Raw genomic sequence first — 19,623 nt, 5'->3', positions numbered from 1 at the left:
CGTCGCCGTCACGGCCGCACTCGTCGTCCTCGTCACGGTGGTCGTGGTGCTCGTCGCCGTCCTGCCCGGCTGAGCGTCCGGCCGGGCGTCGGCTGCGTCCGGCCGGGTGTCGGCTGCGTCCGGCTGGGTCCGAGGTGCGCCCTGCCATCCTGGTCGCCGTGACCGCTGCCCCGCCGCTCGTCTTCGTCGCCGTCCTGGTCGGCGCCCTGCTGCCCTTCGTGCCGTACCTCGGCCGCGTCGCCCGGATCGCCGCGACGATCGTGCACGAGGTGGGGCACTGCGTCGTGGTCGTGCCGTTCGGCGGACGCATCGAGCGGATCGACCTGCATCCGGACGGCTCCGGCGAGGCCTGGGTCCGGCTCGGCCGCGTCCCCGCCGCGGTGCGGTGGGCGGTCCGGATCGCGAACCTGTTCGCTGGCTACAGTGCGCCGGTGTGGGCGGGTGTGCTGCTGCTCGCCGGGGTGCTGCACGGCTCCCGGTGGCTGCCGGTCGTGGTGCTCGGCGTGGTGGGGCTCGTCGCCCTGGCGTTCGTCCGGAACTGGTTCGGGCTGCTCGTGGTCGTCGGCTTCGACGCGCTCGCGTTCTGGGTGGCCCTGCGTCCGTCCGAGGCCACGGTGCTCGTCGTCGCCGGCGTGGGGGCGGCGTTCGTCGTGGACGGGGCCCGCTCGGTGGTCGCCGTCGCACGGTGGCTGGTGACCGGGGCACGCGTGCAGACGGACTTCCACATCGCCGCAGCCGAGATGCGCCTGCCCGCGGCGGTCTGGTTCGTGCTGTTCGTGGCCGTGAACGCCGTCGCGGTGTGGCTCGCCCGCGACCCGCTCCTCGTCGTGTGGGACACCTTGGACACCGGCGTCCGCGCCCTGTTCTGACGCGCGGCACGGCAGTCCGCCGGCAGCGCGGGCGCGGGTCCGCCGCTGCGGCACGCCCCGGTCCGCGGGCGTAACCGGACGCCGCACAGCCCCCACGGCGGCCGTCGGGGTGCGAGAGTACCCGCACGACCCACCCCCGGAGGGACCCCATGTCACAAGACGGCCACGGCTTCACCACCGAACAGGTCCACGGCGGGTTCCGGCCCGACGCCGACCACGGCGCCCGGGTCCCCGCCGTGCACATGACCTCCGGCTTCCTGTTCGAGGACTTCGACCAGGCCCGCGACCGCTTCGCCGGCACCGACGACGGCTACACGTACACGCGCCTCGGCAACCCGACGAACGCCGACGCCGAGCGGCGCATCGCCCTGCTCGAGCGCGGCGCCGAGGCGATCCTCGTCGCGAGCGGCCAGGCGGCGGCGACAGTCGCGTTCCTCGGCCTGCTGCAGGCCGGCGACCACGTCGTCAGCGCGCAGAGCATCTACGAGGGCACCCGCGGGCTGCTCCTGCAGAACCTCGGCCTGCTCGGCATCGAGGTGGACTTCGTCGCCGACGCCCGCGACCTCGACGCCTGGGCCGCGGCCGTCCGCCCGAACACCAAGGCCTTCTTCGCCGAGACCATCCCGAACCCGAAGAACGACGTGCTCGACATCGCCGGGGTCGCCGCCACCGCCCACCGCGCCGGGGTCCCGCTCGTGGTCGACAACACCCTCGCGACGCCGTACCTCGTCCGTCCGGTCGAGCACGGCGCCGACGTCGTCGTGCACTCCGCGTCGAAGTTCCTGTCCGGCCACGGGTCCGGCCTCGGCGGGGTCGTCGTGGACGCCGGCACGTTCGACTGGTCCGCCGCCCCGGAGCGGTGGACGCACCTGACGACGCCCGAGCACGCCCTCGGCGGCCGCAGCTACGTCGACGTCCACGGCCCCCGCGCCTGGGTCGTGTACGCGCGCGACGTGATCGCGTCCCGCATCGGTCCGACGCCCTCGCCGTTCAACGCCTTCCTGCTCCGCCAGGGCATCGAGACCCTCAGCCTGCGCGTCGAGCGCCACTGCGCGAACGCGCTGGCGGTCGCCACCTGGCTGGACCAGCAGCCGGAGGTGACGAGCGTCGACCACGCGGGTCTCGCCTCCAGTCCGTACCACGACCTCGCGCAGCGCTACCTGCCCCGCGGAGCCGGGTCCGTCTTCGCCTTCACGCTCGCCGGCGGCGAGCCGGCGGCGCGGGCCTTCATCGACGCCGTCGAGCTGTTCAGCCGGATGACCCACCTGGGCGACGTCCGCTCGCTCGTCCTGCACCCCGCCACGACGACGCACGCCGGTCGGACGCCCGCCGAGCGGGCCGCGCAGGGCATCGACGACGGCCTCGTCCGCCTGTCCGTCGGGATCGAGGACGTCGCGGACCTGCTCCGCGACCTGGAGCGCGGGTTCGCCGCGGTCCGCAGGGCGGTCGGCTCCACGGCCGGCCGGGAGGCCCGTGGCGCGTCCGCCACGGTCCGTGCGGCGACGCAGGTGGCCTGAGATGGCGGACCTGCAGCACTTCGGGTACTTCTTCTCGCGGGGCTTCGGCCCACAGGCGTGGGGGCGGGCGGACTGGGACTGGGGCCACGACTGGACCAAGCCGGACCTGTACCAGCAGTCCGTCCGCGCGCTCGAGCAGGCCGGGATGGACCTGGTGATCGCCGAGGACGCGATCTCGCTCGGCAACCCGTCCACCCTGGACCTGCGGATCCGGCAGGCCTACGGCGGCCCGAAGCACGACCCGCTGCTGCTGGCGCCGTACCTGTTCGCCGCCACGTCGCACATCGGCATCGCTCCGACGGTGAACGCCGGGATCACCCCGCCATACCTGGCCGCCCGGCAGGCCGCCACGCTCGCGCACCTGTCGTCGGACCGGTTCGGCCTGAACGTCGTCACGGACACCGGGAGTGCCCGCCACGTCGGCGCGGCGCCGCTCCCCCACGACGCCGCGTACGACCGGGCCGAGGAGTGGATCACGCTGCTGCGGCGGCTCTGGCACTCGTGGGGCGACGGGTACGTCGGTTCCCGTTCCGACTGGCACTTCGCGGACGGGGACGCGCTCGACGCCTTCCACCACGAGGGCGCGTACTTCACCGCCGACGGACCGCTCAACGCGCTGCCGCTCGACACGGACCCGGTCGTGGTCTCCCCCGGCGGCTCCGGACGCGGGCTCGGCTTCGCCGGCACGCACTCGGACGTGCAGCTCGCCCTCGCGCCGCTGTCGGCCGCCGCCGTCCGGGAGTACCGCGCCCGCGTGCTCGCCGCAGCCACGGACGCCGGTCGGAGCGCCGACGACGTGCGCGTGCTGTTCGTGGTGAAGCCGGTCCTCGTCGCCTCGGCGGAGGAGGCCGACCGGCTCGTCGATGCGTCCGCCCACCCGACCGACGAGGCACTGCTGGCCGCGGCCGTGGCGTGGTCGAGCGACTCGGAGACGGACCTGACCGTGCTCGACCTCGACGCGCCCGTACCCGCCGGGACGTTCGGCGAGCACGTCTCCGCCGGGACGATCCGCGGTCTGCTCGGCGACACCCCGGACGCGCCGCTGCGCGAGCTCCTGGCCAGGAAGGCACGGCTCGGGCGGCTGCGCACCCGGGACGGGTTCGTCGGCACGGCCGAGGAGTTCGCGGACTTCGCCGAGGAGCTCGGCGCCGACGCCGACAACGACGGGTTCATCCTGTCCGGGGACCTGCACCCGGCCCAGGTGTACCGGATGACGGGCGACCTCGTCCCCGTGCTCCGGCGCCGCGGGCTGCTGCGGCGGGAGTACGGGGACGGGGGTCTGCGGGGGAACCTGTTCGACTTCTAGTGGCGGACGGGCTCGAGGACGTTCGACTCCTCGACGTCGCGGACGTCCGCGGCGGTCCGGAGGATCTCCTCCCGCGGGGACGCCGAGGCGATCGCCCAGAAGTAGACCACGAGCGAGAACACGGCCACGACGACGATGTCCACCCACAGCGGGAACAGCACGACCGGCGCGGTGGTGTTGAAGTCACTGAAGTAGACGATGAGTCCCATCCCGACCAGGTACGGCAGCAGCCACTGCGCCGCCTTCCAGTCCCACCGGGGGCGGACGCTGGTCGCACCGCGGAACACGTTGTTCAGGACGATGACGACCGCGCCGATGAGGATCGCGACGCCGAGCTTCCAGTCGGTGTCCCACCCGGTCCACAGGATGATCAGGTTGGCGATGATGAACGCCACGGGCGACAGGACCGACGCGATCGGCATCCGGTAGGGGCGCTCGACCTCCGGGATGCGCTTCCGGAACGCCCCGAGGGCAAGCGGCGCCCCCGCGTACATGAGCACCGACGCGCTCGTGATGAGGCTGACGAGCCCCTGCCACGACGGGAACGGGGCGAAGCACGCGCAGCCGACGACGAACGCGGTCACGAGTCCGACCCACGGCACGCCGGCCTTCGTCGTCCACTCGAACGCCTTCGGGAAGTAGCCGTTGCGGCTCAGGCCGTACGAGATGCGCGTCGTCGCGGTCACGTAGATCAGGCCGGTGCCCGCCGGGGAGATGATCGCGTCGACGAAGATGACCACCGCGAGCCAGGTCAGCCCCGCGGCCATCGCGATGTCGGCGAACGGACCGGTGTACTTCGTGAAGTCGGCGGTCGCCCACGAGCCCTGCACCGCCCCGGACTGCAGCGCGCCGAGGAACACGACCTGGAGCAGCAGGTAGATCACCAGCCCGATGACCACGGAGCCGATGACGGCGCGGGGGATGTCGCGCTTCGGGTTCTTCGCCTCGCCCGCGAGCTGGTCCGCCTGCTCGAAGCCGAGGAACGCGAAGATGATGCCCGACGTCGACACCGCTGCGAGGATGCCCTTCGCCCCCTGCGGAAGGAAGCCGTCCGCCGCCGTGAAGTTCTCGCCGTGGAAACCGCTGAAGGCCAGCACGATGATGACCAGCAGCGGGATCGCGACCTTCCACCAGGTCGCGGCGGAGTTCGTGTTCGCCAGGATCCGGACGCTCAGCAGGTTGATCACCGTGACGACGGCCATCAGGACGATCGCGACGGCGATCCCCGCACCGGTCAGCAGCTGCTGCGTCTGGCCGTTGACGACGACGGTGTGCAGCCACGGGTGGGCGAACTGCCAGTGCTGCGCGTACTTGATCATCGCCTCGACCTCGATCGGGGCGACCGTCACGGACTGCAGCCAGGAGAACCACCCGAACGACGCGCCGGCGACCCCGCCGAACGCGATGTGCGGGAAGCGGGCCGTCCCGCCGGCGATCGGGAACATGCCGCCGAGCTCGGCGTGCACGAGCGCGAGGACCAGCACGGCGACACCGCCGATCACCCACGAGATGATCGCGGCCGGGCCGGCGGTCTTCAGGGCCTCCTGCGACCCGAACAGCCACCCGGAGCCGATGATCGACCCGGTCGAGGCCCAGATGAGCCCGATGAAACCGACGTTGCGCTTCAGGCCGGAGTCCGGCAGCGCCTGGGTCGTGGTGGTGTCCACTGCAGCTCCGTTCGACGGGGCGACCCCATCGGACGGAGTCGCGCGTCACGATGCTGGCACTGCGCGGGCCCCGGTGGCGGATTGTTTAACACAATGGAAACAAGAGCACTGTACAATCCCACAGCCTTCCGGCTGGACGGGTCAGGACCTCTTGCTGTGCTTCTTCTTGCCCTTTCCCTTGTCCTTCTTCGTCTTCCCGTCCTTCTTCTTGCTCTGCTCCTCGTCCTGCTTCTTGCCCGGCTTCTTCTTGTCGGACTTCTTCTTCTTCCTCATTCTGCTTCTCGACGTCCTGATCCTCCTCGCCGCCGAGCTCGGTGTCGTCCGGCGCCCCCGGCTCGGCGAGCACGACGACACTGCCGGTCTCCGCGGCCGCCTCGACCGGCGCCTCGGTCACCTCGGGCGCCAGCGCGTCGTCCACCCGCTCGACGATGATCTCCGCCCCGTCCTCAGCGAGCCGGAGCAGCGCCTGGGCCGCACGCACCCGCGTCGCCGTCCGCCGTGCGAGCACGTCGGACCGTGCCCCCTCGAGGAACGCGCGCAGGCTCCGCTCGACGCCCGACCGACCCCGCGGCGCCGCACGGTCGAGCCGGTCGAGCTCCCCGGCCACCCCGGCCGCGTCGTCGGCGACGGCTTCGTCCCGGACCGCGTCGACCAGCGCAGCGACCGCACCCGCTGCACGCTCGACCGCGGGCGACCGCTGGTCCAGGACGACGAGCATCTCGAACACCGACCCGTACGACAGGGTCTCGAGGCGCACGGGCTCGGCGCCGCGACCCCGGAGCACCAGCCGAGACTCCGGCGTCGGCAGCCACGCAACGACGGCCGCGACCGAGGCCACCGACCCGACGATCCGCTCGTACTCCGCCAACCCCACGCGCTCCTGCTCTCGCAGCCGGACACGGATCGCGATCTCCTGCACCACGCGACACACCCTCTCGTGCACCGGTCCGGGTCCCTCCCGCACCTGATCCGGACAGTAGTCGCCAGCGCTCCCGGGAACAGCGAACGCCCCGGCATCGTCCAGGGGACGACGACGGGGCGTTCAGACAACACCAGCGCCTATGCGGGCACTGCCCCTTCACAGGCACTGACCCTTCACGGGCACTGAGCCTTGAGGAGCACTGCGACAGCGGCTCGACGTCCGGCGATCGGTGGAGATGGGGGGAATCGAACCCCCGTCCATCGCTGCGCTTCGACGTCTTCTACGGGCGTATCCGGATGAGGCGTTCTGCTCGGCTCCGTCCTTTGCTACCGGCTTCTAGAACGACGAGCCCAGTCTCAGTGCAAGTCCCGCACGGCCCCGAGGCGCAACCGTGCAGCAAGTCCTCTGGATGACGCCGGGATCAGGTTAGGGGACGGTCACCTGGCCGACGGACTTCATGTGCTGGGCTGCTTACGCAGCGAGAGCGAAGTCAGTGCGCTTGGAATTGGCACTTGTTGTTTTCCACGGATCGTTCACGAGATGACCGTGGGTCCTCGGCCCGCTTCCCGTCGGCACACAGGCAATGTCGAAACCGATCATCCCCGTACAGGCCGGAACGTGCGAGCCGCTGTCGCGCTGTGGAGTTGTCAAGTGCTCCGGATCGGAGCGGTCCCTCAGTCTAGCCGACGAAGGGGAGGTCTGTCACTCGCCGAGGCGGTTCCGCGAGCGCATCGCCCGCTCGGCCTCGCGCTTGTCGGTCTTCTCCCGAAGCGCCTGACGCTTGTCGAACTCGCGCTTGCCCTTGGCGACCGCGATCTCGACCTTCGCGCGACCGTCGTGGAAGTAGATCTGCAGCGGGACCAGCGTGTAGCCGCCCTGCGCCGTCTTGTGCGAGATCTTCACGATCTGCTGCTTGTGCAGGAGCAGCTTGCGCTTCCGCCGCGGCGTGTGGTTGTTCCACGTGCCCTCGGTGTACTCGGGGATGTGCACGGCGTCGAGCCAGGCTTCCCCGGCGTCGATGAAGGCGTAGCCGTCGACGAGCGAGGCCCGCCCCTCGCGGAGCGACTTCACCTCGGTCCCGGACAGGACCATGCCGGCCTCGTACGTGTCCTCGATCAGGTAGTCGTGGCGCGCGCGACGGTTCGTCGCCACGATCTTCTCGCCGCGTTCCTTCGCCATGGTGTTCCCTTCCGAGGTGCTGGTCCTGCTGCCCGTCCTGGCGCAGCCCTCCAGCCTAGTGAACAGCGACGGGGCCGCGCACCTTCCCGGCGCGTCGACCCCGTCCCGCGTGGCGTGTGGGCGATCAGACCCGGAGGTACCGCCGGATCGCGATGGACGCCGAGATGCCCGCGAGCAGCACACCCACGACGATCACGGCCGGTACGACGACCGCGGCGTCGGACATGCCGATGAAGGACGTCTGCGGGAACCGCTGGGACAGGTAGTTCCGGACGAAGAACCAGACAACCGCCAGGATCGCGCCACCCGACAGGACCGCGCCGATCGCCGCGGCGATGACCCCCTCGAGCACGAACGGGGTCTGGATGAACCGGTTCGACGCTCCCACCAGCCGCATGATGCCTAGCTCGCGCCGTCGACTGAACGCGGAGAGCCGGATCGTGGTGGCGATGAGCAGGACGGCGGCGACGAGCATGAGCGACGCGATGCCGATCGCCGTGTACGACGAGGCGTTCAGCAGGTTGAAGATCGGCTGCAGGTAGCCGCGCTGGTCGACGACGCTCTGCACACCGGCGACCTTCGACAGGCTCTCCTGGAGCACGTCGGCCTGCGACGGGTTCTTCAGGTTCACCCAGATGGTCTCGTTGAGGTACTCCGGCTTGACGAACTCGGTCGCCGGCGAGTCCTTGAACTGCTGCTTGAACCGGTCGTACGCCTGCGCCTGGTCCTCGAAGTACGTCTTCTCGATGTACGGCTTGAGGGTCGACGAGTCGAGCTGCGCCTCGACCTGCTGCCGCTGCTCGTCCGTGACCTTCGCCCCGGTGCAGTTGCCCGTGGTGTCGGTGTCCGTGCAGAGGTACACCGCGACCTGGGCCCGGTCGTACCAGTAGCCCTTCATCTGGTTGATCTGCATCTGGAGCAGGATCGCCGTGCCGACGAAGGTCAGCGAGATGAAGGTCACGAGGACGACGGACACCACCATCGAGACGTTCCGGCGGAGACCGGACCCGACCTCGGACATGACCAGCCCGAGCCTCATCGGATGAGCCCCGGGATCGTCTGGATGCCGGTGGTGTTCGAGACGCCGGCGCCGCGCTGCACGGGGATCGCCTGCGTCTGGTACCCGCCGGACTGCTCGTCGCGGAGGATCGTGCCGTTGGAGAGCTCGATCACCCGGCGCTGCATCTGGTTCACGATGCTGGCGTCGTGCGTCGCCATGAGCACGGTGGTGCCTCCCTGGTTGATGCGTTCGAGGAGCGCCATGATGCCGGCCGAGGTCGTCGGGTCGAGGTTGCCCGTCGGCTCGTCGGCGAGCAGGACCGCGGGCTTGTTCACGACCGCGCGGGCGATCGCGACACGCTGCTGCTCACCACCGGAGAGCTCGTGCGGCATGCGCGTCGCCTTGCCGGCGAGCCCGACGAGCTTGAGCACGTCGGTGACGGCCTCGCTGATGAAGCCCTTGCTCTTGCCGATCACCTGCAGCGAGAACGCGACGTTGTCGAAGACGTTCTTGTTCGGCAGCAGGCGGAAGTCCTGGAACACCACGCCGAGGTTGCGACGGAAGTAGGGGACCTTGCGCGACGACAGGGCGCCCAGGCGTTGCCCGAGCACGTGGATCTGCCCCCGGGAGGGCTTCTCCTCCTTGAGGACGAGACGCAGGAAGCTCGACTTGCCGGAGCCGGAGGCACCGACGAGGAAGACGAACTCACCCTTGAGGATCTCGAGGGAGACGTCGTCGAGCGCCGGACTCGGGTTGCCCGAGTAGACCTTGGTGACGTGGTCGAATTTGATCATGACCGGATCAGGGTAGGTCGCCCGGTCCGGAAAACCGCCGAGGCGCGCGGCTCAGGTCCGCCGCGGCGGCCCTCAGTCGTCGTCGCCCTGCTTGCGCCAGCGGATGCCCGCGTTGATGAAGCCGTCCAGGTCGCCGTCGAACACGGCTGAGGGGTTGTTCACCTCGTGCTCGGTCCGCAGGTCCTTGACCATCTGGTACGGCGCGAGGACGTACGAGCGGATCTGGTCGCCCCAGCTCGCGGTGATGTTGCCCGCCAGCTCCTTCTTCTTCGCGTTCTCCTCTTCCTGCTTCAGCAGGAGCAGGCGCGACTGCAGGACGCGCATGGCCGCGGCACGGTTCTGGATCTGCGACTTCTCGTTCTGCATCGAGACGACGGTGCCGGTCGGGATGTGGGTCAGGCGGACGGCGGAGTCGGTCGTGTTGACCGACTGCCCACCGGGGCCCGAGGACCGGAAGACGTCGACGCGGATGTCGTTCTCGGGGATGTCGATGACCGCGGTCTCCGGCATGAGCGGGATGACCTCGACCGCCGCGAAGGACGTCTGGCGCTTGCCGGCGGCGCCGAACGGCGACATCCGGACCAGGCGGTGCGTGCCCGCCTCGACCGACAGGGTGCCGAACGCGTGCGGCGCGTCGACCTCGAACGTGGCGGACTTGATGCCCGCCTCCTCCGCGTAGGAGGTGTCCATCACGGTGGTCTTGTAGCCGTGCTGCTCGGCGTAGCGCAGGTACATGCGGAGGAGCATCTCGGCGAAGTCCGCCGCGTCGACCCCGCCGGCGCCCGCGCGGATCGTGATCACCGCGGGGCGGTCGTCGTACTCGCCGTCGAGGAGCGTCTGCACCTCGAGGTCGCTCATCGTCTTCTGGATGGCCTTGAGCTCGGCGGCGGCCTCGTCCGCGGACTCCTGGTCGTCGGCCTCGTTCGCCATCTCGACGAGGACCTCGAGGTCGTCGATGCGCGCTTGCGTGTCGGTGATCTTCCGCAGCTCGGCCTGCCGGTGCGAGAGCGCGCTCGTCACCTGCTGCGCGTGCTCGACGTCGTCCCAGAGGTCCTGGGCACCCGCCTGCTCACTGAGTTCGGCGATCTCACGCTGCAGGCGGTCGACGTCGACCACCGAGCGGATGTTGCCGAACGTCTCGCGGAGGGCGGAGAGCTGCTCGGAGAAGTCCAGTTCGACCATGGTCACCGATCCTACCGGCGTGCGTCCGGGGCCGCCGACCGGGAGGCACGCCCCACCGCCGCCACGCCGGTCGCGTCCGACGCCGCCTACCCTGGTCGGATGGTCTCACGACGCGACGCCGCCGTCCGGCTCGACATCCCCCTGGAGATGGCGAGCCGGCACGGGCTCCCCGCCCACCTCTCCGAGGCGGAGCTGTCGGCGATCGAGTCGGACCCGCCCGTCTGGCTCGTGCAGTCGCGGGCGAACCGGACGGGGGCCAGGAAGGTCTGGACGGACCTCACCTGCTCGATCTGCGGGGACACCGAGACGGCCCGGCCGAAGAAGTGGTGGCCGGAGTGGACGCTGCTCGTGTGCGACCGGCACGACCCCGAGGACGCGCCGGCACCCGCACCGGGACACGCCCGGTACGCCGTGCACGGGGTGGGCACCCGGTTCGTCGCGCTCGTCGACGAACCGGCCTGACCGCCGGAAGCAGCGTCGACGGGTCTCAGCGGCCGAGCACGGGCGTGCGTGCGGCCATCCCCGCGGCACCGGCCCGGGCGACCGCGTCCGGCAGTGCGGCGAGGAACGCGTCGACGTCGGCCTGCGTCGAGGTGTGCCCGAGCGTGATGCGGAGCGCGCCGCGGGCGTCCTCCTCGGACAACCCCATCGCGAGCAGCACGTGCGAGGCCTCCGGCACGCCGGCCTGGCACGCCGAACCGGTGGACACCGCGACCCCGGCGGCGTCGAGCAGGAACAGCAGCGAGTCGCCCTCGCAGCCCGGGAACGTGAAGTGCGCGTTGCCCGGCAGCCGGTCGACCGGGTCACCCATCAACCGCGCGGACGGGACGGCCCGCTGCACACCGGCCACGAGCCGGTCCCGCAGGGGCGAGAGGTCCGTGTGTGCGGTGGACGCGGCGACGCCGAACGCGACCGCGGCCGACGCGTCCTGGGTGCCGCTCCGAACCTGCCGTTGCTGGCCGCCGCCGTGGATCAGGGGCTCGACCGAGGCACGGCGTCCGAGGACGAGCGCACCGATGCCGACCGGTCCGCCGATCTTGTGTGCCGACACGCTCAGCGCGTCGAGCCCGGAGTCCCGGAACGAGACCGGCACCTGCCCGTACGCGGCGACGGCGTCGCTGTGCACCGGCACGCCCGCGGCGTGCGCGGTCTCCACGATGCGACGCACCGGCTGCAGGGTACCGACCTCGTTGTTCGCCCACAGGAACGTGACCAGGGCGACGTCCGTGGCGTCCGCGAGTCGCGCCTCCAGGCCGGCGAGGTCGACGCGACCCTGCGCGTCCAACGGGACCACGTCGACGACCGCTCCCTCGTGGCGCTCGAGCCACTCGACGGTGTCGACCGTCGCGTGGTGCTCCCCCGCCGGGACGACGATCCGCGGCCGTGGGCGGTCCTGCTGGCGGGCCCAGTACAGGCCCTTCACGGCGAGGTTGATGCTCTCGGTGCCGCCGGAGGTGAAGACGACCTCGACCGGCTCGGCGTCGAGCGACGCCGCGACGGCGGCGCGGCCGTCCTCGAGCAGCATCTTCGCGCGCTGTCCGGCGCTGTGGATCGACGACGGGTTCCCGACGGTGCCGAGCGCGTCGGTGTACGCGGCGAGCGCTGCGGGCAGCATCGGCGTCGTCGCGGCGTGGTCGAGGTAGACGGGCACGGGACTTCCTGGACGTGGGCGGCGGGGCGCGCGGTGGCCCCCGGTCGAGCGTGTCCAGGATACGCGCGGCCTCTCGTACCCTGGGTGGCATGCAGGAGACCGCGATCGACGAGACCCCCGGCTTCCGCCTCGGCGACGGCGAGCCGCGGTTCTCGGTCCGTTCCACGGACGCGACCGCCGTGACCCTGGTCGTGCAGCGCCCCGGTGACGCGCAGCCGACGTGGTACCCGCTCGAGCCGGTCACGGGGACGGACCGCTGGGCGGCCGCCACACCCGACGTCCGACCGGGCGACCGCTACCACCTGCTCGTGGACGGACCGGACGGGCCGCGGCACGGGTTCGACGCGTCGCGACCGCTGCTCGACCCGTACGCCCGCGGGATCGTGCGTGCCGACGCCGGCTCCGGCGGCGGCTCCGGCTCTGCGCGCTGGACGAGCGAGGTCGTCGACGACGCGTTCGACTGGGGCGGCGTGGTGAAGCCGGTCGTACCGCTCGACCGGGCCGTCGTGTACGAGGCGAACGTCCGCACGCTGACCGCGGCGAACCCGCACGTGCCCGAGCACCTGCGCGGGACGTACGCGGGCGTGGCCCACCCGAGCACGATCGCGCACCTGCACCGCATCGGCGTCACGACGATCGAGCTGCTGCCCGTGCACGCGTTCGACTCCGAGGCGTGGCTCCGCGACGCCGGGCGGGAGAACGCGTGGGGGTACAACTCCCTCGGCTTCTTCGCCCCGCACGCCGCGCACGCCTCCGCCGAGGCGCGGGCCGCCGGCGCCTCCGGGGTCCTGCGGGAGTTCAAGGGCATGGTCCGGCTCCTGCACGAGGCCGGGATCCAGGTCGTGCTCGACGTCGTCTACAACCACACCGCGGAAGAGGGCCTGGGCGGTCCCACCTCGTCGCTCCGCGGACTCGACGGCGCGTCCCACTACCGGTGGACCCCGGACGGCGACGCGTACTACGACACGACCGGGTGCGGGAACACGCTGAACACCTCGACGGACGCCATCGCCGACCTCGTCGTCGACAGCCTCCGCTACTGGGCGCGCGAGGTCCAGGTCGACGGCTTCCGGTTCGACCTGATGGCCGCGCTCGCCCGCGACGACCGCCACGTCTTCGACGCGGAGCACCCGCTGCTCGACCGGATCCGCCGGCACCCCGACCTGCAGGACGTGCTCGTCGTCGCCGAGCCGTGGGACGTCGGACCGGACGGGTGGCGCACCGGGGCGTTCGGTGCCCGGACGAGCGAGTGGAACGACGGCTTCCGGAACACCGTGCGGCAGTTCTGGCTGACGGACATCGCCGAGGAGCGGCGGAACGGTGCGCCCTCCGCGGGGATCGGAGCGCTCGCCGGGGCGCTGACGGGGTCTCGGGCGCTGTTCGGTCCGGACCGCGGTCCGACGGCGAGCGTGAACTTCGTCACCGCCCACGACGGCTTCACCCTGCTCGACCTGGTCTCGCACGACCGCAAGCACAACGAGGCGAACGGCGAGGAGAACCGCGACGGGTCGGACGACAACCGCTCGTTCAACCACGGCATCGAGGGCGACACCGCCGACCGCGGGGTGCGCGCCGCCCGGGGTCGGTCGATGCGGAACCTCGTCGGCACGCTCATGCTGTCCGCCGGCGTCCCGATGCTCACCGCCGGCGACGAGCGGAGCCGCACGCAGCACGGCAACAACAACGCGTACGTCGTGTCCGAGGACCTGACGCCCGTCGACTGGTCCGACGACGAGGACGCCGAGTCGATGACCGAGGCGGTCGCCGCACTCGCCCGGCTCCGGGCCGCGCACCCGGCGCTGCGCCCCACTCGCTACGGCGTCGAGGGGCAGGAGACCCCGGGAGCGACGCGGATGTCCTGGTACGGGCCGGACGGCGGTGCGATGACCCCGGAGGGGTGGGACCAGCCGATCCACCGCGCGGTGCAGTGGTTCGCCGAGTCGACCCCGGTGCACGAGCCGGCCGACCGGGTGCTCGTCGTCGTGCACGGCAGCGGGCGGACGCGGGACCTGACGCTGCCGGTCCGCGACGACGTCGTCGGGTACCGCCTGGCCTGGTCGAGCGAGAAGCACCGGGACCACGAGCGGGTCCGCCCGGCCGGGCAGGTCTTCACCGCCTACGGCCCGGGCATCCACGTGTTCGAGGTGGCGTAGAGCGCCTGGGGCCGATCCGCGCGTCGGAGGCGGTTCCGCGCGTCGGAGGACGATCCGCGCATCGGAGGTCGTTCCTTCCGACCCCCGATGCGCGGATTGGCTTCCCACGTCGGCTGCGATGGGCAGGAACGTGCACGGCGCCGTCCTCCTCCACAGGCCGCACGGCGCGCCCGGTCGTGCACAGGCCGCGTCTTCCGGGGAACGCTGGCCCCGCAGCCGGGTAGCGTCGGCTCCGTGGCCACTGCAGACCGACCCCGCCGACCGAAGATCGGGCGCATCCCGATCACCCGACTCACGCCGACGACCCCGAACGGGTTCCCGTCGAAGGCCTTCGACGGCGAGGTGATCACGTTCGGTGCGACCGTCTTCCGCGAGGGACACGGGGTCATCGGCGCCGACCTCGTGCTGGAGCGCCCCGACGGCGGCACCCGCACCGTCCCGATGACCTTGGTGGGCGCCGGCACCGACCGGTACGAGGCGACCGTGCAGGTCGACCACACGGGCGTCTGGACGTGGCACGTCGAGTCGTTCTCCGACGACTGGGCGACCTGGATCCACGGGGCACGCCTGAAGATCGCCGCCGGGGTGGACACCGAGGCCACGCTCCTCGACGGGGCGGTGCTGCTCGACCGGCTCGCGGCGGAGACCGACTCGACCGCCGCCGCGCGCGCCGCCGAGCGGGTCCGGGACACCGAGCTCGACCCGGCCGAACGACTCGCAGCCGTCGACGACCCGCGGATCACCGGCGAGGTCGAGGACGCACCGCTCACCTCGCTCCGCACGCACTCCCCCACTCAGCTGCTCGACGTCGAGCGCACCCGCGCCGGTGTCGGCGCCTGGTACGAGTTCTTCCCCCGGAGCGAGGGCGCGAAGAAGAACCCCGACGGGTCGTGGAAGAGCGGCGACTTCCGCACCGCGGCCCGACGTCTGCCCGCGGTGGCCCGCATGGGCTTCGACGTCGTCTACCTGCCGCCGATCCACCCGATCGGCACCACCGCACGTAAGGGCCCGAACAACACGCTGACCCCTGGTCCGAACGACCCCGGCAGCCCGTGGGCGATCGGCGGGCCGGAGGGCGGTCACGACGCGATCCACCCGGACCTGGGGACCGAGGACGACTTCCGCGACTTCGTCGAGACGGCGAAGAACACCGGGATGGAGGTCGCGCTCGACTTCGCCCTCCAGTGCTCCCCCGACCACCCCTGGGTGCAGGCGCACCCGGAGTGGTTCACGGTCCGCGCCGACGGATCGATCGCCACCGCCGAGAACCCGCCGAAGCGCTACCAGGACATCTACCCGATCCAGTTCGACTCCGACCCCGAGGGCATCGTCACCGAGGTCCTCCGGGTCCTCCGCCACTGGATCGCCTTCGGTGTCCGGATCTTCCGCGTCGACAACCCGCACACCAAGCCGCTGTGGTTCTGGGAGCGGGTCATCCGCGAGGTCCGCGACGAGCACCCCGAGACCGTGTTCCTGGCCGAGGCGTTCACCCGCCCGGCGATGATGCGTGCCCTGGCCGAGGCCGGGTTCCAGCAGTCCTACACGTACTTCACGTGGCGGAACACGAAGGACGAGATCGAGGACTACTTCACCGAGCTCAGCCACGAGACGAGCGCCTACCTGCGCCCGAACCTCTTCGTGAACACGCCGGACATCCTCACCGAGTACCTGCAGTTCGGCGGCCGTGCCGGCTACAAGGTGCGCGCAGCGCTCGCCGCGACGGGGGCGCCGACCTGGGGCATGTACGCCGGGTACGAGCTCTTCGAGGACGTCGCCCGCCCGGGCTCCGAGGAGAACATCGACAACGAGAAGTACGAGTACAAGCCCCGTGACTTCGCCCTGGCCGAGGCCGAGGGGGCGAGCCTGGCGCCCTACGTGACGATGCTCAACCGGTTCCGGCAGGCGCACCCCGCGCTCCGGCAGTTGCGCAACCTGCACGTGCACGCGGCAGAGGACCCGGCGATCGTCGTGTACTCGAAGCACCTGCCCGGCGAGTTCATCCGTTCCGGCCGCGCCGACACGGTGATCGTCGTGGCGAACGTCGACCCGCACTCCGCCCGCGAGACGACGGTGCACCTCGACCTCGCTGCCCTGGGACTACCTACCGAGCAGCCGTTCGACGTCCGCGACGTCGTGACCGGCCAGCGTTGGGTGTGGGGCTCGTCGAACTACGTCCGCCTGGACGCGTTCCAGGAGCCCGTGCACCTGCTCGTCGTGGAGGGACCCCACCGATGACCGACCGCGACCCGAAGGGGACCCCGCCGATGGGTGCCGACCAGCCGACCTCCGCCAGCGCTCCTGACAGCCCGGCGCCGACGCCCGCCGCCGACCGCGGACAGGGCCCGAGCGTCCCGCCGGTGCCGCCGCCCCCGCCGCCCGTGCGTCGTCCCTCGGCGACGCCGACCGCTGTCGCACCGAGCGGTGCGGACCAGCCGCGCTACGAACCGCGCGTGTCCGCTCCGGGTGAGGACCTCCCCGGGGCACCCGAGGTCTCCCCCGAAGCTCCGGACCGCGGCGTTCCCGAGTCCGCGACGCTCGGCGGACAGGCCACCGCTCCGTCCGGGTCCCAGGAGCCGACAGCGGCGAGCACCACCGCGACGACGAGCACCGCGCCGACCCCGAGCACCGACTCCGGTGCGCCGTCGCCCGACGGACCGCGGCCCGCCCCGGTCGAGGACTGGCTCCGGCAGCAGGTCGCCGAGGGCCGCTGGTCCCGCCCGCACGACGTGCTCGGGCCGCACCCGGTCGACGGTGGGACGAGCGTCCGGGTCGTCCGACACCTCGCATCGTCGGTCCGGATCGTCCGCCCCGACGGCGACGACGTCGAACTCACCCACGAGGGCGACGGCATGTGGGCCGGCGCGACGCCCGGCACCCTCGGCCGCTACCGGGTCGAGGCCGACTACGACTTCGACGAGTCCACGGACGCCGACGACGCGACCTGGACCACGGACGACGCCTACCGCTTCGCGCCGACCATCGGTGAGCTCGACCTCCACCTGTTCGGCGAGGGTCGCGACGAGCAGCTCTGGCACCACCTCGGCGCCCACGTCACCACGGTCGACGGCGTCGACGGCGTGGCCTTCACGGTCTGGGCGCCCCGTGCCACGGCCGTCCGGGTGATCGGCGACTTCGAGGGCTGGGAGGGTCGCACCACCGCGATGCGCCGCCTCGGCGACCTCGGTGTGTGGGAGCTCTTCTGGCCGGGCGCCCTGGTCGGGCAGCGGTACAAGTTCCAGATCCTGACCGACTCCGGCTGGGTCGAGCGGGCGGACCCCTTCGCCCGTCGGACCGAGGTGCCGCCGGCGACCGCCTCCGTGATCACCGCGTCCGACTACACGTGGTCCGAGGGCGACACCGCCTGGATGGAACGCCGCGCGCAGAGCACCACGCACGACGCCCCGATGAGCGTGTACGAGGTGCACCTCGGCTCCTGGCGTCCGGGGCTGTCCTACCGCGAGGTCGCCGACCAGCTGATCGGGCACGTGCAGCACCTCGGGTTCACGCACGTCGAGTTCCTCCCCCTCGCCGAGCACCCCTTCGGCGGTTCGTGGGGCTACCAGGTCACCGGGTACTACGCCCCGACCGCCCGGTTCGGAACGCCGGACGACCTCCGCTACCTGATCGACCGACTGCACTCCGCGGGCATCGGCGTGATCATGGACTGGGTCCCAGGCCACTTCCCCAAGGACGAGTGGGCGCTGGCGAAGTTCGATGGGTACGCCCTGTTCGAGCACCCCGATCCCCGACGCGGCGAGCAGCTCGACTGGGGCACCTACGTGTTCGACTTCGGGCAGCCGCAGGTGCGGAACTTCCTGGTCGCGAACGCGCTGTACTGGCTCGAGGAGTTCCACATCGACGGTCTGCGCGTGGACGCCGTCGCGTCGATGCTGTACCTCGACTACTCCCGTACCGAGTGGCTGCCGAACGTGCACGGGGGCCGCGAGAACCTCGAGGCGATCTCCTTCCTGCAGGAGACGAACGCCACAGCGTACAAGCGCTACCCCGGCATCGTGATGATCGCCGAGGAGAGCACCTCGTGGCCGGGCGTGACCCAGCCGACGAGCGCCGGCGGTCTGGGTTTCGGCCAGAAGTGGAACATGGGGTGGATGCACGACTCCCTCGAGTACATCGAGCGCGAGCCGGTCCACCGCAGCTACCACCACGACGAGATCACGTTCTCGCTCGTGTACGCGTTCAGCGAGCAGTTCACGCTGCCGATCAGCCACGACGAGGTCGTGCACGGCAAGGGCTCGCTCTTCGGCAAGATGCCCGGCGACGAGTGGCAGAAGCTCGCGAACGTCCGCGCCTACCTGGCCTACATGTGGGCGCACCCCGGCAAGCAGCTGCTCTTCATGGGCCAGGAGTTCGCGCAGCCGTCCGAGTGGTCCGAGGCCCGCGGCCTCGACTGGTGGCTCCTCGACGACCCGGGGCACCTCGGCGTCCAAGACCTCGTCGCCTCGCTCAACCGCGTGTACAAGGACACGCCGGCGCTGTGGACGCACGACTCCTCGCCCGAGGGCTTCGAGTGGATCGAGGGCGGCGACGCCCCGCACTCCACACTCGGGTTCCTGCGCAAGGACGGCGACGACCGACTGGCCGTGTTCGTGAACTTCTCGGGCGTGCCCGTGGAGCGGCGCTTCGGCCTGCCGGCAGCCGGCAGGTGGGACGAGGTGCTCAACACCGACGCCGTCGAGTACGGCGGATCCGGGGTCGGCAACCTCGGCTCGGTCACCGCGGACGAGACCCCGTGGGCGGGCCGCCCCGCCTCGGCACACTTCGTGGTGCCACCGCTCGGAGCGGTCTGGTTGCGCCTTGCTCGCTGACGCGACCCCCTGACGGACGGGAGGCGCGGTGCCGGCTGGCACCGCGCCTCCCGTCCGTCATGTGGTGCGCACCCGCGCGACGGCACCGGCCCCACCAGATGGTCCCGCAGCAGCGAGACGGTCCCGGAACGCCGAGACGCCGCCGGATCCGGCGGCGTCTCGGCGGATCGGCGGCGTCTCGGCGACGTCGCGCGAGGACCGCGCGCTAGTTGTACCCGGCCGTGACGTTGGTGACACTGCGGGGCTTGTGACTCAGCGAGGCCTCCTGGCTTGATGGAGCTGTCTAGTTCTGCCATCGCCAGGAGGCCTCTGTGTCCCACGCTAATGCCCGTCTGACCCTGCACGGCCGGCGGCTGCTCATTACTCGCGTCATTGATGACCGTCGTCCCGTCGCGCACGTTGCCAAGGAGCTCGGCATCTCGCGTCAGTGCGCGCACCGGTGGGTTCGTCGGTTTCGGGCTGACGGCGCCATCGGATTACTGGACCGGTCAAGCCGCCCGCTGCGGACACCGACGAGAACGAGCCCGGAGCGTGAGGCAGCGGTCCTGACCGCGCGG

At 71.4% G+C, this 19,623-nt stretch carries 15 protein-coding genes and 1 other RNA gene; 8 read left to right on the top strand and 8 right to left on the bottom strand.

From position 1 onward, the window contains the following. Positions 1-158: 158 nt before the first annotated feature. From HUN58_RS06340 to HUN58_RS06330, 3 genes are all read left to right on the top strand, one after another. Complete coding sequence (locus tag HUN58_RS06340) at positions 159-869, top strand: M50 family metallopeptidase (RefSeq protein WP_180225425.1); 711 nt, start codon at positions 159-161, stop codon at positions 867-869. 149 nt (positions 870-1,018) lie between these two features. Then, positions 1,019-2,386: an O-acetylhomoserine aminocarboxypropyltransferase/cysteine synthase family protein gene (locus tag HUN58_RS06335; protein WP_180225426.1), complete on the top strand. Its 1,368-nt coding sequence runs from the start codon at positions 1,019-1,021 to the stop codon at positions 2,384-2,386. Between the two features lies 1 nt (position 2,387). After that, positions 2,388-3,692, top strand: a complete 1,305-nt coding sequence (locus tag HUN58_RS06330) for an LLM class flavin-dependent oxidoreductase (protein ID WP_180225427.1) — start codon at positions 2,388-2,390, stop codon at positions 3,690-3,692. Here the strand turns inward: HUN58_RS06330 and HUN58_RS06325 are convergent. From HUN58_RS06325 to prfB, 7 genes are all read right to left on the bottom strand, one after another. Next, a complete protein-coding gene (locus tag HUN58_RS06325) occupies positions 3,689-5,359 on the bottom strand; it encodes an APC family permease (protein WP_208738909.1) in 1,671 nt (556 codons plus the stop codon). The two genes, HUN58_RS06330 and HUN58_RS06325, sit on opposite strands and share 4 nt — an antisense overlap. 85 nt (positions 5,360-5,444) lie before the next feature. Next, positions 5,445-6,281: a hypothetical protein gene (locus HUN58_RS06320; RefSeq protein ID WP_180225428.1), complete on the bottom strand. Its 837-nt coding sequence runs from the start codon at positions 6,279-6,281 to the stop codon at positions 5,445-5,447. A 227-nt stretch (positions 6,282-6,508) separates the two neighbouring features. Beyond that, positions 6,509-6,885: a transfer-messenger RNA gene (gene ssrA / locus HUN58_RS06315) on the bottom strand. Positions 6,886-6,983: 98 nt separating this feature from the next. After that, positions 6,984-7,460 (bottom strand): SsrA-binding protein SmpB, encoded by a 477-nt coding sequence (smpB, locus tag HUN58_RS06310; RefSeq protein WP_058740695.1) that lies wholly within the window; start codon positions 7,458-7,460, stop codon positions 6,984-6,986. 124 nt (positions 7,461-7,584) lie between these two features. Beyond that, positions 7,585-8,499 carry a permease-like cell division protein FtsX gene (ftsX, locus tag HUN58_RS06305; RefSeq protein ID WP_058740696.1) on the bottom strand — a complete coding sequence of 305 codons (915 nt, stop codon included), beginning with the start codon at positions 8,497-8,499 and terminating at the stop codon, positions 7,585-7,587. Continuing rightward, positions 8,496-9,254 carry a cell division ATP-binding protein FtsE gene (ftsE, locus tag HUN58_RS06300; protein WP_058740697.1) on the bottom strand — a complete coding sequence of 253 codons (759 nt, stop codon included), beginning with the start codon at positions 9,252-9,254 and terminating at the stop codon, positions 8,496-8,498. The genes ftsX and ftsE overlap by 4 nt, the downstream gene beginning before the upstream one ends. Before the next feature lie 72 nt (positions 9,255-9,326). After that, positions 9,327-10,436, bottom strand: a complete 1,110-nt coding sequence (prfB, locus tag HUN58_RS06295) for a peptide chain release factor 2 (RefSeq protein WP_114850060.1) — start codon at positions 10,434-10,436, stop codon at positions 9,327-9,329. Between the two features lie 99 nt (positions 10,437-10,535). On the opposite strand from prfB, the gene HUN58_RS06290 reads away from it, so the two are divergent. Beyond that, positions 10,536-10,898, top strand: coding sequence for a hypothetical protein (locus HUN58_RS06290; protein ID WP_180225429.1), 363 nt, complete (start codon positions 10,536-10,538; stop codon positions 10,896-10,898). A 25-nt stretch (positions 10,899-10,923) separates the two neighbouring features. Here the strand turns inward: HUN58_RS06290 and HUN58_RS06285 are convergent, their stop codons facing one another. Further along, the gene (locus tag HUN58_RS06285) at positions 10,924-12,087 is read right to left on the bottom strand and encodes a cysteine desulfurase family protein (RefSeq protein ID WP_114850062.1); all 1,164 of its coding nucleotides are present in this window, start codon (positions 12,085-12,087) and stop codon (positions 10,924-10,926) included. A gap of 89 nt (positions 12,088-12,176) precedes the next feature. Here HUN58_RS06285 and HUN58_RS06280 point away from each other — a divergent pair, with 89 nt between their 5' ends. The 4 genes from HUN58_RS06280 to HUN58_RS20455 form a co-directional block, all read left to right on the top strand. Continuing rightward, a complete protein-coding gene (locus tag HUN58_RS06280) occupies positions 12,177-14,240 on the top strand; it encodes a glycogen-debranching protein (RefSeq protein ID WP_180225430.1) in 2,064 nt (687 codons plus the stop codon). Between the two features lie 234 nt (positions 14,241-14,474). Further along, positions 14,475-16,475: an alpha-1,4-glucan--maltose-1-phosphate maltosyltransferase gene (locus tag HUN58_RS06275; protein ID WP_204622584.1), complete on the top strand. Its 2,001-nt coding sequence runs from the start codon at positions 14,475-14,477 to the stop codon at positions 16,473-16,475. 215 nt (positions 16,476-16,690) lie between these two features. Continuing rightward, positions 16,691-19,066 (top strand): 1,4-alpha-glucan branching protein GlgB, encoded by a 2,376-nt coding sequence (gene glgB, locus HUN58_RS06270; RefSeq protein WP_254631631.1) that lies wholly within the window; start codon positions 16,691-16,693, stop codon positions 19,064-19,066. A gap of 311 nt (positions 19,067-19,377) precedes the next feature. After that, positions 19,378-19,623, top strand: a 246-nt coding sequence (locus HUN58_RS20455) for a leucine zipper domain-containing protein (protein ID WP_254631673.1), incomplete at its 3' end; no start/stop codon positions are given.

The sequence above is a fragment of the Curtobacterium sp. Csp1 genome (genome assembly GCF_013347185.1).
This window is presented reverse-complemented; position numbering and strand designations above follow the sequence as displayed.

Coding starts and splice junctions, on each gene's coding strand:
- HUN58_RS06335 (WP_180225426.1), top strand. CDS start 1,019: ATGTCACAAGACGGCCACGGCTTCACCACCGAACAGGTCCACGGCGGG.
- HUN58_RS06330 (WP_180225427.1), top strand. CDS start 2,388: ATGGCGGACCTGCAGCACTTCGGGTACTTCTTCTCGCGGGGCTTCGGC.
- smpB (WP_058740695.1), bottom strand. CDS start 7,460: ATGGCGAAGGAACGCGGCGAGAAGATCGTGGCGACGAACCGTCGCGCG.
- ftsX (WP_058740696.1), bottom strand. CDS start 8,499: ATGAGGCTCGGGCTGGTCATGTCCGAGGTCGGGTCCGGTCTCCGCCGG.
- ftsE (WP_058740697.1), bottom strand. CDS start 9,254: ATGATCAAATTCGACCACGTCACCAAGGTCTACTCGGGCAACCCGAGT.
- prfB (WP_114850060.1), bottom strand. CDS start 10,436: ATGGTCGAACTGGACTTCTCCGAGCAGCTCTCCGCCCTCCGCGAGACG.
- HUN58_RS06290 (WP_180225429.1), top strand. CDS start 10,536: ATGGTCTCACGACGCGACGCCGCCGTCCGGCTCGACATCCCCCTGGAG.
- HUN58_RS06280 (WP_180225430.1), top strand. CDS start 12,177: ATGCAGGAGACCGCGATCGACGAGACCCCCGGCTTCCGCCTCGGCGAC.